Origin of the sequence: Rugamonas brunnea (genome assembly GCF_014042345.1) — a bacterium.
In the GTDB taxonomy this organism is placed as follows: Bacteria; Pseudomonadota; Gammaproteobacteria; order Burkholderiales; family Burkholderiaceae_D; genus Rugamonas; species Rugamonas brunnea.
The window spans coordinates 301,369-315,524 of sequence record NZ_JACEZT010000001.1 but is presented as its reverse complement, the minus strand read 5'-3'; the positions used below and the strand labels follow the sequence as shown (position 1 = coordinate 315,524).

Sequence of the window (14,156 nt, the reverse complement as noted above, 5' to 3'; positions counted from 1 at the left end):
AATACACTTTTCCACATAATTTTAGATACTGTGATGGCAAAATGACCAATACACTGTCCCCGCAAGCATCCACACAGCCCGGCAAGGCGCGGCCGGTGGCGCTGGTGGCGCTGCTGTCGCGCGAATCAGGCGAATCGCTGATCGACCAGATCGTCCGTTCCGTGGCCGCGCGCATCGACGACCGGCTGCTGCGCGGCGGTGCGCGCATGCCATCGATCCGCCAGTTCGCCGCCGCGCATGGCGTATCGGCCTTCACGGTGGTGGCCAGCTACGACAAGCTGGTGGCGCGCGGCTACCTGGAATCGCGCCGTGGCGCCGGTTTTTATGTGCGCGAACGGCCCGCGCTCGGTCCGGGCGCCGCCGCGCCGGGAGCGGGGCAGGTGGCCCGCCTGCCGCAGGAGCGCTTTGATACCAAACCGATCGACGTGGTCTGGCTGGTGCGGAACATGTTCCGCCAGGTGCCGCACCAGCAGATGCCCGGCACGGGCGTGCTGCCGGCCGAATGGCTGGACGGCCCCATGGTGGCCAACGCGCTGCGCGCCGTCAGCCGCCAGCATCCGGGCACCTTGCTCAATTACGGCGTGCCGCATGGCTCGCTGCTGCTCCGCCAGCAGTTGCAGCGCAAGCTGGCGGAACTGGAGATCGGCGCGACGCCCGAGCAGATCGTCACCACGGCCGGCGTGACCCAGGCGCTGGACCTGGTGGCGCGCGAATTCCTGCGGCCGGGCGACACGGTCTTCGTCGACGACCCGGCCTGGTTCCTGATGTTTGGCTCGTTCGCTGCGCTGGGGGCCAAGGTGGTGGGCGTGCCGCGCCTGGCCGACGGACCGGACATCGCCCAGCTTACCCAACTGGCCGCCATCCACCGGCCCAAGCTGTATGTCATCAACTCGGTGCTGCACAATCCCAGTTCCACTTCGCTGTCGGCGGCCAAGGCGTTCCAGGTGCTGCGGCTGGCCGAGGAATACGATTTCATCATCGTGGAGGATGACATCTATTGCGACCTGCATCCGGGCAGCGCGGTGCAGCCGGCCACGCGCATGGCGGCGCTGGACCAGTTGCGGCGCGTGATCTACCTGGGCGGCTTTTCCAAGACCATGGCGGCCAACCTGCGGGTCGGTTACATCGTCACTTCCCAGGAACGGGCCGAGCGCCTGGCCGACCGCAAGATGCTGACCACCCTGACCACCAGCGATATCGGCGAGCGGGTGGTGTACAAGGTGCTGTCCGAGGGCGCCTACCGCAAGCACGCCGATCGGGTGCGCGCGCGGCTCGATGGCGTGCGCGCCAAGACCATACGGCAGCTGGAGCGCCTGGACATGACGATCGACGTGGCGCCGACGGCCGGCATGTTCGTCTGGGCCGACGCCGGCTGCGACACCAACGCGCTGACGGAACGGGCGTCGGCGGAAGGACTGCTGCTGGCGCCGGGCAGCTTGTTCTCGCCGCAGCAACTGCCGTCCACCCGCATGCGGCTCAATGTGGCGGCCATGCAGGATGCGGCCGTGTGGCGTTTTCTTGAACGGGAGCTGCCGCGCGGGCGCGCGGCACGCTAGAATAGGCCAGCAGCCGACGCTACATACTTGGCGCGCGCATCACAGGATGCGCAACGAAGGATAAGCCTCACAGGATCAGCATCACGGGATAGATTTCGCCGCACACGCATCACTGGTCACTTTCACATTGCACGTGCTGCCGCATCCGCCGTGCACTGCCGGAGCTTGCGCCTATGGATTCGATTTTCGATCTGCTCGAACACTGGACTGGCCTGCAGCCTGACAAAGTCCTGTTCGAATTCCGCGACCGGCTGGGCCAAACCAGCGCGCGCCACACCTATCGCTCATTTCACGCACATACACTGGCACTGGCCGCGCGCCTGATGGCCACGCCAAGCCTCGCGCCGGGCGCGCGCGTGCTGCTCGCGTATCCGGCCGGACTGGAAGGTGTGGCGGCGTTGCTCGCTTGTGCGCGTGCCGGCATGATAGGTGTGCCGGTGGCTTTGCCGCGCACGGCCGGCGATACGGCGATGCGCCGCCTGCACGCCATTGGCGAGAACTGCGGCGCGGCGGCCCTGCTGACGGATGACTTGCACGCGGCGCGGCTGGCGCAGTTGTTTGCGGCAGCCGGCACGACGCCACCGTGGCCGTTGCTGGCGCTGGACGACGGCGCGGCCAGCCAGGATGCCGGACAGGTCGTGGGCAGCCTGCCGCCACGCCGCCATGAACGGCTGCTGTTCCTGCAATATACGTCCGGCTCCACGGGTTTGCCGCGCGGGGTCATGGTCAGCCACGAGAACGTGATCGCCAATGCGCGCGCGACGCTCGATCATGTGCCCACGGGAGTCTCATGGCTGCCGCAGCATCACGACATGGGGTTGATCGGCTACTACCTGTTCCCCATCATTTCCGGCGGCAGCAACTATGGCTTCGCGCCGGTCGACTTCCTGCGCCGTCCCTCGCTGTGGCTGCGCATGATCGCGGAAGTGGGCGCGACCTACAGTTCATCGCCCAATTTCGGGTTTGAATACTGCCTGCGCGAGGGCAAGGTGTCGGACGCTGAACTGGACGGCGTGGACCTGTCCTGCCTGCGGGTGTTGATGAATGCCGGCGAGCCGGCCCGGCCCGATACGATTCGACGCTTCCATCGCCGTTTCGCCCGTTTTGGCCTGGCGCGCACCGCGTGCACGGTGGCCTACGGACTGGCCGAGAACACGCTCAACGTCACGCATGGCGGCTGCGGCAGCGTCGCCGTTGTGCGCGACGCACGCGCTGGTGCGGACATCGCCACCACGCTCGCGCTGGCCGATGCCGCCGCCGGCGGGCGCGCCGTCGAATATGCGAGCTGCGGTACGCCGGTGGCCGGCGTGGAGGTGAGGATCTGCGCGGCGGAAAGTGGCCGTGCGGTGGCGGAACTGGAAGTGGGCGAGATCCGGGTCGGCGGCCCCTGTGTCACCGCTGGCTACTGGAACAATGCGGCGGCCACCCGCGCGCTGCTGGGCGGGCCGGTGGACGAGGGCGGCGGCATCGAAGACCGCTGGCCGCTGCGCACGGGCGACCTGGGCTTCCTCCATCAGGGCCAACTCTACGTGTGCGGCCGCAGCAAGGACATGCTGATCATCGGCGGCGCCAACTTCTTCCCCGATGACCTGGAGCAGGCGGTGGCGGCCAGCGGCGCGGCCGTGCGGCCACGCGGCATCTGCGCATTCCAATGCGACGATGGCAGCGTGACCGTGCTGGCCGAACCGCTGCGCGCCGACACCTTGCCCGATCCCGCCATGCTGGCGCTGGCCATCCGCGCCACGTGTGGCCTGCTGCCCGACCAACTGCACGTGGTGGCGCCCGGCACGGTCGCCATGACCACCTCGGGCAAGATCGCGCGCGCCGAGACGCGGGCCCTGTTCGAGGCTGGCAAGGCTGAAGCGCTGGCCAGCTGGCGCAACGACGCGCCAGAACTGCCGCAGGAAAGCGATCAGGCATCGGAACAGACAAGCTGGCGCAGTGCGGTCCAGCGTGCCTTTGCCCGCCAGGGGATCGCCAGCGACAGCGTGGCGCTGGCCGACCTGGGCATCGATTCGCTGGCGCTGACGGAAATCCAGCTGGAACTGGAAGACGTGTTGCGAGGCTTTGGCTCCGGGGCGCTGGCGGAAGCGCTCGATGCGCAGTTGCTGCAACGCCTGTCGCAGCGCAGCCTGCTGTCCGCGCTGGCGCCGCTCGACCACGGCCAAGATGGCGGGGCCGATGCAGCCATGGCCGCCCTGGCGCAACTGCGCGCTGCGCTGGATGACGCCATCGCCGTCCGTATGCTGGAAGACCGTGACCGCCCGCTGCCCGCCACGGAAGACCGTAGCCATCCTTTGCCAGCGGCGGAAGACCGTGGCCACCCGCTGGCCGCAGTGGACAGCCTCGCACCGCCCGCTGGCCGGGCCGGTCGCGCCATCCTGTTGACGGGGGTAACAGGCTTCTTCGGCCCGTTCCTGCTCGATGAACTGCTGCGCCAGGGCGACGACGAGCTGGTGCTGCTGGTGCGTGCATCCGATCCCGCCGTGGCCATGGCGCGGGTGGAAGCAGCGCTGCGGCACGCGCGCCTGCTCACGCCCGCGCTGCACGCGCAGTTGCGTGCGCGCGCGCGCGCCGTGTGCGGCGACCTGGCGTTGCCGTCGTGGGGATTGGACCCGGCGCAGTGGCTGGCGCTGGCCCACAGCGTGGGCGAAGTGTTCCACAATGGCGCCTGCGTCAATTATGTGATGACGTATGAAGCCATGCGCGCCACCAACGTGGAGGGCACGCGCACGGCCTTGCGGCTGGCCCGCGACAGCGGCGCACGCTGTCTGCATCTGGTGTCGAGCACCTTCATCTTCGGCTGGAGCGCCAAGGGCGTGTTGCTGGAATCGGACTGCAACGCGGGCATGGAAGCGCTGGACTTCGGCTACGCGCAGAGCAAATGGGTGGCCGAGCAACAGGCGCTGGCCGCGCGCGCCGCCGGCATGGACGTGCGCATCTACCGGCCTTCGCTGATCTCCGTGTCGACCCAGGGCGCGGGCGACGACAACGACGTGGCGCTGCGTATGCTGGCCTTCATGATCCGGCACGGGATCGCCGTCGATACGCCCAACCAGCTCAGCATCGTGGCGGCGGACGTGATCGCCCACAATATCGTGGCGATCGCGCGCCAGCCGCAGGCGCCGGTCACGCCCTTGCATGTGACGGCCGATCACTACTACAGCATGACGGCCCTGACGCGCGTGATCGAGCGCGATTTCGGCTACCAGTTCCGGTACTACGACATTCCCCATTTCATCGACCAGCTCAACCTGCGCTGTTCGGCCAGCGATCCCGTCTATCCGCTGCTCGACTTCTTCAACCGGTCGGCCGACAAGATCGCCGCCATGCAGCTCAAGCGCTACAGCAGCAACGCCTATCGCCAGGCCCGCGACGCCCTGGAAGATGGCCGTGCCGATCCCTCGCTGGAGCTGACGGCCAGCTATCTGGTGCGCTACCTGCTGGAACAGGGCATGATCGCGCCGCTCACGGTGGCGGCGGAAGTGGACGGGGGCGCGGCGCGCGACTGAGGCGGCGCACCAGACGATCGCACAGCCATGCCGCCAGCAGGCCGGCGGCGGCATCGGCCACCGTATGCTGCTTGGCCAGGCACACCGATGCCACGATGGTGGCCAGCACCACGATGGCCGGCACGCGCCAGCGCGCGTTGCTGCGCACCAGCGCGATGCTGGCCAGCGCCGCCAGCGACACGTGCAGCGATGGCAGCAGGTTGCGCGGCGGGTCGATCGCATGCAGCTGGAGCAAGGCCCAGGCGGTGACCGGGTCCAGGCCGGCGCTGTTGGCCTGCGTGCGCAGTTGCGGCGCCTCGGCTGGCACCAGCACAAAACACAGGATGGAAAAGGCGATCAGAAGGCTATAACTGTAAGCGGTGTGCCGGAACAGCGCGGGCGACTGTAGCAGTACAGCCGGCATGCCCATCCAGATAATGCCAGACAGATAGGGCCACAGTGCCAGTCCGGCGAACGGAATGGCTGCGTCCAATGCGGACGATGGATTAAAAACGGGCGCTGGATGCAGCCATACTCCGGCCATGAAATAGCCCAGCGCCCAAAACCCGGCCAGCCCCATACTCCAGGCCAGCCGGGTGCCCAAGAACAGCCGCGCCTCAGGCGCCTGCATCGAGCAGGCCGGCCTGAGCCAGCGCGGCATCGGTGCCCGGCCAGGCCGCGAGCAACGTGGCCCCGATCCGGTTGCGCGCGCCCGGGTCGAACCGCACCAGCGACGCCAGCGACGCCAGTTCCTCCTCAAGCTGCTGTGGCGTGGGCGACATCACACAGTCCAGTGGCGCCGCGCCCAGCCAGGCCGCGACCTGGCTGCGCATGTCGAGCCGTTCGGCCGCGCCGTGCCAGGTCCGTTGCAGTGGCTCGAAGATGGCCCACTGCACCAGCGGCAGCGCCAGCGCCGAGCGCAGTTGCGGCTCCAGTTGCGTCACCAGGCCAGGCGCGCCGGCCGGTAATGGCTCACCGCGCAGCAGCAGCGCCAGGTAGGAAGCCACCTTGGCCGGACTCAGGTAGCGCGGGCAGGCCGAACGCAATTCCTTCTCGGCCTGGCGCACGGCCGCCGTGTCGTCCGGCGCCAGCGCCAGCTGGCCGGCGAGCTGGAACCACGCGAACAGTGGCCGCACCACCAGCGCCATCACGCCCATGCGCGCGGCCTCGCTTTCCGCGATCTGGTCCGCCAGGGCGGGACTGAAGCGCCAATACTGGTCGTAGATGGCGTCGATCAGGCGCCCGGCCAGCGGGGCGCGGGCCGCCACCTGGTCGCGCAGCGCGCGCATGCCCGTCACTTCCTTCGACTGGGCCGAACCGCTGGCGGCCGTCACGATGAAGCAGCTGATGCCTCCTCCGCCCGAACTTGGCGGCGGCGGGACATACACGCTCAGACAGGTCGATTGCGGCGTGCCTATCTGTGACCGGTCGAAGGTGAAGTTGCGCGACGAGTAGCCGGACTTGGAAATCTGCGCAATGTAGCCGCTGTAGTAATCGTCGATCAGCGCGATGAACTGGCCATAGCTGTCGGTGTAGCCGCCGCCGCCGTAGCCGTCGCTGATCAGCGCGCCCTGTAAGCCTGCGTTGGTGGCGCAGTCGTGCACCACGAGTGTCACTGCCCAGACCATGGCTATTCTCCTTTGGCGACGGTGTAGCCGAACAGCGATGGTCCGGCGAAATGGGCGGCGGGGATGGCGGCGCCGCGGCTGCCGGGCAGGGCGCCGGCCAGCAGCGACGACGGCCCGCCGTGGCCTTGTTGCGCGGCGATGCGCAGCATGCCGGCGATCTTGGCCACCAGGTCGGCGCTGTCGCGGATCGGCAGCAGCGACTTGAAGCCGAAGCGTTCCACCATGCCGGGGTTCAGATACATATCGTCCACGTGCACGTACTGCACCGCGCGTTCGATTTCCTCGATGGAGGTAATAGGCAGGTGCTTCTGCATGGCGCGGGCGATCTGCAGCGTCAGGCGGGCCTGGGGAAACTGTGCGATCACCATGGCCTGCAGCGCGGCGTCTTGCGGATCTTGGCTGGGAATTTTCATGGACTCGTCCTCCATAGGTTGATGCGGGGTGGCGCGGAACCAGGCCGGATGGGCCAGGACCAGCAGGTAGCCGCCGGTGACGGCTTGGGCGGTGGTGTGGCAGATATTGAGCACCACGAAGGTGTTGAGCGGCAGCGTCAGTTCCTGCAGTTGCAGTTCGATCTGCTGGGCCGTGCCGGCCTGGCCGTCCACCTTGAACAGGTGCTCGCCCAGCGGCGCGCGGCCGTCCAGCGGCATCGGATGCAGCTTGTCGTCCGGGCGCGCCAGCACGCGCGTGGCGCCGGTCTGGCGCACGCCCGCGATCACGGTCTTGGCCGGAACCTGCTGGCCGGCGACGGGCGGCTGGCGCGGTCCGCCCGGCGCGCGGCGCGCCGTCACCGCCTGCGGCCGCAGCCCGGCCAGCAGGTGGGCGGCCGCTTCGCCCAGCAGGCGCACGGCGTTGCCGGGTTCCTTCGGTACTTCGCGCAGCACGCCGCGCAGCGCCGTCACGTGCAGTTCGGCGCGGTTGCCGCCCGGGGCCCAGAAGTGGAACGGCTGCGCCACGGCCGGCAGCACGGCCAGGTTGCGCTGGCCCACGTGGCGGTCGGCCCATGGCTGGAACGGCAGCAGCAGCGGATCGAGCACGTGGTTGTCACAGTTGAGGAAGGCGCATTCGTGGCCGTTATTGAGGTAGCTCGGTATCCACGGCGTGGCGCAGCGCACCACGCGCGAGGTCATCGGCCCGATCTCGGCCCATTCCGTGCCGATGAAATGGGCGTCGGCCGCGCCCAGGCCCACGGACGGATCGGCCCAGTAGAAATCGATCTTGGCCGGCGCCGCCGTGCCCGCGCCCAGATTGAACACGCGCGCCACCAGGTGGTTCTCCGCACCGGCCTGGGGGCGGCCGGACGGATCGGGACTCTCGACCCAGATGAATGGCGAGGCCCAGTACGGCGTGCCGGAGGCCAGCGGCCGCAGGCCGTAGTCGCCCAGGTTGCACGGCAGGACCATCCACGCCGTGTACTGGGCGCGGCCGCCCTGTTCCTTGAGCCAGGCCAGCCACGCGCGCCGGCGCGCCTGCTCTTGCTTGTCGAGCGCTTCCTGGGTGCGCCGCCATTCGTCGAGCCATTGCTGTTCGTCGCGCTTCTCGTGCGGCCGCTGGTCGCCGCGCATTGCCGGTTTCAAGTCGGGCATGATGGGCCTCACGTGCTAGGTTCGATGTCGACCGGATTGGTCCAGTCATCCGTCACGAAATGCCAGTTCTGGAAGCCCAGTCCCCGGTCGCCGTCCAGGTCGTGGTCGGGCAGCTCGGACGTGGGCGCGCCCAGCCAGGCCAGCATGGCGTCCACCGTGTTGATGAAACCGGCCGGCTGGTTGCCCATGCCGGGCGCGAACGGCCACGGGCTGGCGTCGAACGGCGAGCGGCTGCCCAGCGGATTGGCGGGATCGTCGAGGAAGCCGGACGGGTAGGCCGCCGCCAGCGCCGGCTGCGTGCCCGGCTGTTCCAGCGCGCCGCTGGCGTCGTCGAACCAGGAAAAGCCCATGCCGTTCCAGGGCACCACCGGGTAGCCTTCGCGCGAGGGGCGGGTCAGCACGATGTTGTCGCCGGTGCGGATATGGGTGGGGATGGCCGACAGCAGCTGCACCACCGTGTCGTCGGTGCTGAGTTCGGGCGTGTAGGGATGGACCAGGCCGCCCAGGCTCATCACGTCGTGCAGCGCGCGCAGGCCGTTGTACATATAGATCCGGTACCACACCAGGCTGCAGCGGAACTTGTCCCAGTCGATGGTGCCGGCGCTGGCGGCCAGCGCGATGGCGCCGGCGATCGCCGCGCCGCCGGCCACCCAGCCGCCGAAGCACAGCGCCACGATGCCGAGGATGGCCAGCAGGATGGCGCACACCACGTTGGCCGGCTTGATCTTCTTGTCGATCTCCGGCGGCGGCGGGCCGCCCGTGCTGCCGCCGGCGTCGCCCGGCACCACGGGATTGGTCCATGGCGGGGCGCCGCCGCAGTCGGTGGGCGCCACCGGGGCCACGGCGTTGCAGCCCAGGGTCTGGGGGCTGGTCTGGAACCACAGCACCAGCCACGCCATCGCGTAGGCGTCCTGCAGGCGGTCGGCGTCCATCTGCGGGCGGTCCATGCCCAGGTCGCCGTACACGTGCTCGTAGGCGTCCAGCCAGTAGCTGACGAAATCGGCCGGCAAGCCGGTGCCCAGCGCGTTCCCGAGCCGCAGGTCCTGCATCATGTGGTCGGGGTCGAACGCGGCGCCCGGCACGGCGATCTGCTCGTGCAGCTTTTGCGCGCACAGGTTGGGCCAGTCCGTGTAGGGCTTGGGCCGCGGCCCCACCTTGGCATAGCCATAGGACCACAGGTCGATGTAGTTGCCCACGAAGCGCGAGCGCCACCACTGGTTGCGGTACGGCGCGCCGACGATGCTGGCCACGGCGCTGGCGCCGCCCGCGCTGAGCGACCAGCTGGACAGCCAGCCGAGCGCATAGGCCTTGAATTCATCGCGTCCGCTGGATTGGGCCGTGTCCCACAGCCGCTTGGCGAAACGGCCGGTGCGCCGCTGCGACAGGAATTCGCGCAGCGTCCAGAAGCGCGGCGGGAAGCCGGCGCCGCCGCCCGCGCGCGGGCGCACGGAGGCCGGCATCATGCGCGTGCCGATCAGGTCCGCCACCTGCGGCACGATGCCCAGGTTGGTCAGCGTGCCGTCGCCCTTGATGGCGACCAGGATGGCGCTGAGGTCGGTGGCGATCTGGTTCAGCGTGTCCACTTCGCCGCTCATCGCCTGCAGCGCGTCCAGGTCTTCGGCGGCGGCCACCGCGTCGAGCCGGTCGAGCAGGTCGCGGATGCGGTCCAGCACCGGCTTGAGGCCGGGGTTGGCGGCCGTGCCGTCGCCGCCGAACACGTTGAATACCAGCTTCCACAAGGCGATGTAGGGATTGGCGCCGGCCGCGCCCAGCGTGCCGCTGGCGGGCAGGCGCACCGGCGCGAAGTCGCCGATGGCCGTACCCAGCGCGCCGAAGCTGGCGTAGCGCGCCTGGGTGGAGAGCAGGTTGCCCAGCGCCGCCAGTTGCGGGTCCGCCGCGGCGAGCAGGCGTTGTCTTAGCAGCTGCAGCGCCGCCAGTTTGGTGGCCATGCCGATCATGACGTCCCCCCGTTTTTGGATGCACCCTGGACCCGGCGTGGATCAGGACTGCTGGTTTTTGTGCCGCGCCGCGTGGCTGGGAGCGAGCGCGGCTGTGTTCAATATAGGCAGTAAAACAACGGGGAAATACGCCAATTGTCACACGCTAAGATGCAAGTTTTACGTTTGGGCAGGCAATTTTTCCTATGGGCTTGAATTCGCTCATATAATCCCCACCTCCGGAAAATCCGTGCAACAAAATCTGTATCAACCGAGACTAACTAGAGGTAAAAATGGCTGACAACGAAAAGCAAACCCTGGGCTTTCAAGCTGAAGTGAAGCAGCTGCTGCAACTGATGATCCACTCGCTGTACTCGAACAAGGAAATCTTCCTGCGCGAGCTGGTGTCGAACGCGTCGGACGCGGCCGACAAGCTGCGCTTCGAGGCGATCAACAACGACGCTTTGTACGGCAACGATCACGAACTGAAAATCAAGGTTAGCTTCGACAAGGAAGCGCGCACCATCACCATTTCCGACAACGGCATCGGCATGAACCGCGAGGAAGCCATCTCGCACCTGGGCACCATCGCCAAGTCGGGCACCAAGGAATTCTTCGGCAAGCTGTCGGGCGACCAGCAGCAGGACGCGGCCCTGATCGGCCAGTTCGGCGTGGGCTTCTACTCCGGCTTCATCGTGGCCGACAAGATCACGGTCGAGACCCGCCGCGCCGGCGCGGCCGCCAACGAGGCGGTGCGCTGGGAATCGGGCGGCGAGGGCGATTACAGCGTGGAGCAGATCGAGAAGGCCTCGCGCGGCACCGACATCATCCTGCACCTGCGCGAAGGCGAGGATGAGCTGCTGTCGAGCTGGAAGCTCAAGTCCATCATCCGCAAGTACTCGGACCACATCTCGCTGCCCATCGTGATGCGCAAGGAAGAGTGGGACGAGGAGAAAAAGGAGACCGTGCTCAAGGACGAGCTGGAAACCATCAACCAGGCCAGCGCGCTGTGGGCCCGCAACAAGTCCGACATCACCGACGAGCAGTACGAGGAATTCTACAAGCACGTCTCGCACGACTTCCAGGCGCCGCTGACCCATACCCACAACCGCGTGGAAGGCCGCAGCGAATACACGCAGCTGCTGTACATCCCGGCCAAGGCCCCGTTCGACCTGTGGGACCGCAACAAGCGCAGCGGCATCAAGCTGTACGTCAAGCGCGTGTTCATCATGGACGACGCCGAGCAGCTGATGCCGACCTACCTGCGTTTCGTGAAAGGGGTGATCGACTCGGCCGACCTGCCGCTGAACGTGTCGCGCGAAATCCTGCAGGAGTCGCGCGACGTGAAGGTGATCCGCGACGGCTCCACCAAGCGCGTGATCGGCATGCTGGAGGAACTGGCCAACGCCGACGAGCAGGACAAGAAGGACAAGTACGCCACCTTCTGGAAGGAGTTCGGCCAGGTGCTGAAAGAGGGCATCGGCGAGGACGCCACCAACAAGGAGCGCCTGGCCAAGCTGCTGCGCTTCGCCTCCACCCACAACGACAGCGACGAGCAGAACGTCTCGTTCGAGCAGTACGTGGCGCGCCTGAAGGAAGGCCAGGACAAGATCTACTACGTCACGGCCGATAACTACAAGGCCGCCAAGAACAGCCCGCACCTGGAGATCTTCCGCAAGAAGGGCGTGGAAGTGCTGCTGCTGACGGACCGCGTGGACGAGTGGATGCTGTCGTTCCTGCAGGACTACGAAGGCAAGGAGTTGGTGTCGGTGGCCAAGGGCGGCCTGGACCTGGGCAAGCTGGAGGACGAGGCCGAGAAGAAGGAACACGAGGAAACCGAGACCTCCTACAAGGACCTGGTGGCCAAGATGAAGGAAGCGCTGGGCGAGAAGGCCAAGGATGTGCGCGTGACGTTCCGCCTGACCGATTCGCCGGCCTGCCTGGTGGCGGACGAGCACGAACTGTCGGGCAACCTGCTGCGCATGCTGAAGGCGGCCGGCCAGAACGCGCCGGATTCCAAGCCCATCCTGGAAATCAACCCCAACCACCCGCTGGTGACGCGCCTGAAATACCAGGATGCGGGCAGCCAGTTCAACGACTGGGCCCACATCCTGTTCGACCAGGCCATGCTGGCCGAAGGCGGCTCGCTCAGCGATCCGGCCACCTTCGTCAAGCGTTTGAACGAAATGCTGCTCAACGGCGCGGCCAAGTAAGCCGTCGTGTCGGCAACCGGCCGCTGGGCCGGTAGCAGTCCGGGCGCCATGTTCACGTGAGTGGGCATGGCGCCTTTTTCATGGACGGACCGTCGCGCTCAGTTGCCGCTGCTGTTGTTGCGGCGGCGCCGCCCCAGCAGCAGCATGGGCAGGCCGGCGGCCAGCATGGCGAAGCCGCCCGGTTCCGGCACGGGGGAGACCGGTGTCGTGAAGCCGCGGATTTCACCGTTCGGATATTTGTCCGTGTGGATGTTGAGGTAGGCTTCGCCGCTCGCCAGCCCGGCCACCAGCGCTTTTTCCGCGCCTGAGGTGGTGCCGCCGTGGGCCGTGATGAAGGCCGGGTTCCAGCTGCTGGCCTGCGAGGTATCGAACAGGTGGCTGTAGGCGCCGCCGTGGCCGCCCATCGGGAAGCCCGTCAGGCTGGGCAGCTCCGTCGCCTCGATGGCGCTGCCAGTGCCGGCCGTGGTGGTGCAGCAGTGGACGTGGGCGGCCGTGGTCACCCCATCGAGCCCGCCATAGGCCACCGTCACCTGCAACTGGTGCATCATGTCGTTGAAGTCGATCACCGCCGCGCCTATGCCCTTGGAGGCGTTGGCCGGGTCTTCGTGGGCCCCGTCGAGCAGGAAGGCATAGCTGGCCGCATGGGCCGCTGTCATGGTCGAGAGCAGTAGCGCGAGCGCTGCCGCACCGTGTCGGATTTGCTTGTTCATCTTATCTCCTTTGCTGGTTCTTGAAACGGCGGACGGACCGTCGCCCGCCACCGTTAGACCGGACCGTAAAAGGAGGAGTTCCTCTTGCTGGGATAAGGAATTTGCGCTGCCGTCGCGGGCGAGAGCAGGTCGCCGTACCGCTACAGTTCGGTGCGCAGCGCGAACAGTTCGGGGAACAGCACCACGTCCAGCATCTTGCGCAGGTAGCTCACGCCGGCCGTGCCGCCGGTGCCGGTCTTGAAGCCGATGATGCGCTCGACCGTCGTCACGTGGCGGAAGCGCCAGAAGCGGAAGGCCGTCTCCAGGTCGACCAGCTTTTCGGCCAGCTCGTACAGGGCCCAATGGTGGTCCGGGTCGCGGTACACCTCCAGCCAGGCCGCCTTGACGGAGGCGTCGGCCACCGTGGGCTGGGTGCAGTCCGCGTTCAGGCGCTCGGGCGCGATGGTCAGGCCATTGCGGGCCAGCAGCTGGATCGCCTCGTCGTACACGGATGGCGTGCGCAGCGCCGTGTCGAGCAGGGCGAACACTTCCGGCGTGGTGTTGTGCACGTTGAGCAGGGCGGCGTTCTTGTTCCCCAGGATGAATTCGATCTCGCGGTACTGGTAGGACTGGAAGCCGGACGAGGCGCCCAGGTAGGGGCGGATGGCGGTGTACTCGGGCGGCGTCATGGTGGCCAGCACGTCCCATGCGTGCACCAGCTGGTCCATGATGCGGGCCACGCGGGCCAGCATCTTGAAGGCGGGCGCCAGGTCGCCGGCCCGCAGGTGGGCGCGCACGGCGTGCATCTCGTGCAGCATCAGCTTCATCCACAGTTCGCTGGTCTGGTGCTGGACGATGAACAGCATCTCGTTATGGTTGGGCGACAGCGGGTGCTGGGCGTTGAGGATCTGGTCCAGCCCCAGGTAGTCGCCGTAGCTCATCGATTTGCTGAAGTCCATCTGGGCGCCGTGCCACTGGGCGCCCTCGGCGGCGGGGGCGGCACCGGCCGCGTGCGGGCAGCCGCCGGCCGCGCCTTGTTTGTTCTGCTCAGTCATG

Annotated in this window: 9 protein-coding genes; 3 read left to right on the top strand and 6 right to left on the bottom strand. The window is 67.5% G+C overall.

What is annotated here, in order from left to right; all coding sequences use genetic code 11:
- Nucleotides 1–41: 41 nt before the first annotated feature.
- Nucleotides 42–1,556, top strand: a complete 1,515-nt coding sequence (locus H3H37_RS01445; RefSeq protein ID WP_182159337.1) for an aminotransferase-like domain-containing protein — start codon at nucleotides 42–44, stop codon at nucleotides 1,554–1,556.
- 173 nt (nucleotides 1,557–1,729) lie between these two features.
- Nucleotides 1,730–5,068, top strand: coding sequence for a thioester reductase domain-containing protein (locus tag H3H37_RS01440; protein WP_182159335.1), 3,339 nt, complete (start codon nucleotides 1,730–1,732; stop codon nucleotides 5,066–5,068).
- Here H3H37_RS01440 and H3H37_RS01435 read toward each other — a convergent pair.
- The 4 genes from H3H37_RS01435 to H3H37_RS01420 all read right to left on the bottom strand — a co-directional run bounded on the left by H3H37_RS01435 (nucleotide 5,025) and on the right by H3H37_RS01420 (nucleotide 10,219).
- Entirely contained in the window at nucleotides 5,025–5,471 is a 447-nt protein-coding gene (locus H3H37_RS01435; RefSeq protein WP_229218594.1) for a phosphatase PAP2 family protein, read from the bottom strand. The two genes, H3H37_RS01440 and H3H37_RS01435, sit on opposite strands and share 44 nt — an antisense overlap.
- Before the next feature lie 193 nt (nucleotides 5,472–5,664).
- A complete protein-coding gene (locus tag H3H37_RS01430) occupies nucleotides 5,665–6,675 on the bottom strand; it encodes a CFI-box extended C-terminal domain-containing protein (RefSeq protein ID WP_182159331.1) in 1,011 nt (336 codons plus the stop codon).
- Between the two features lie 2 nt (nucleotides 6,676–6,677).
- Nucleotides 6,678–8,261 carry a hypothetical protein gene (locus tag H3H37_RS01425; protein ID WP_229218593.1) on the bottom strand — a complete coding sequence of 528 codons (1,584 nt, stop codon included), beginning with the start codon at nucleotides 8,259–8,261 and terminating at the stop codon, nucleotides 6,678–6,680.
- Between the two features lie 8 nt (nucleotides 8,262–8,269).
- Nucleotides 8,270–10,219: a hypothetical protein gene (locus tag H3H37_RS01420; RefSeq protein WP_182159329.1), complete on the bottom strand. Its 1,950-nt coding sequence runs from the start codon at nucleotides 10,217–10,219 to the stop codon at nucleotides 8,270–8,272.
- A gap of 272 nt (nucleotides 10,220–10,491) precedes the next feature.
- On the opposite strand from H3H37_RS01420, the gene htpG reads away from it, so the two are divergent.
- Nucleotides 10,492–12,411 carry a molecular chaperone HtpG gene (gene htpG / locus H3H37_RS01415; RefSeq protein ID WP_182159326.1) on the top strand — a complete coding sequence of 640 codons (1,920 nt, stop codon included), beginning with the start codon at nucleotides 10,492–10,494 and terminating at the stop codon, nucleotides 12,409–12,411.
- 98 nt (nucleotides 12,412–12,509) lie between these two features.
- Here htpG and H3H37_RS01410 read toward each other — a convergent pair whose 3' ends face one another.
- Together H3H37_RS01410 and kynA are read right to left on the bottom strand one after the other, a co-directional pair.
- Nucleotides 12,510–13,121 (bottom strand): CHRD domain-containing protein, encoded by a 612-nt coding sequence (locus H3H37_RS01410; RefSeq protein ID WP_182159323.1) that lies wholly within the window; start codon nucleotides 13,119–13,121, stop codon nucleotides 12,510–12,512.
- Nucleotides 13,122–13,261: 140 nt separating this feature from the next.
- Nucleotides 13,262–14,155 carry a tryptophan 2,3-dioxygenase gene (gene kynA / locus H3H37_RS01405; RefSeq protein ID WP_182159320.1) on the bottom strand — a complete coding sequence of 298 codons (894 nt, stop codon included), beginning with the start codon at nucleotides 14,153–14,155 and terminating at the stop codon, nucleotides 13,262–13,264.
- Nucleotide 14,156 lies beyond the last annotated feature (1 nt).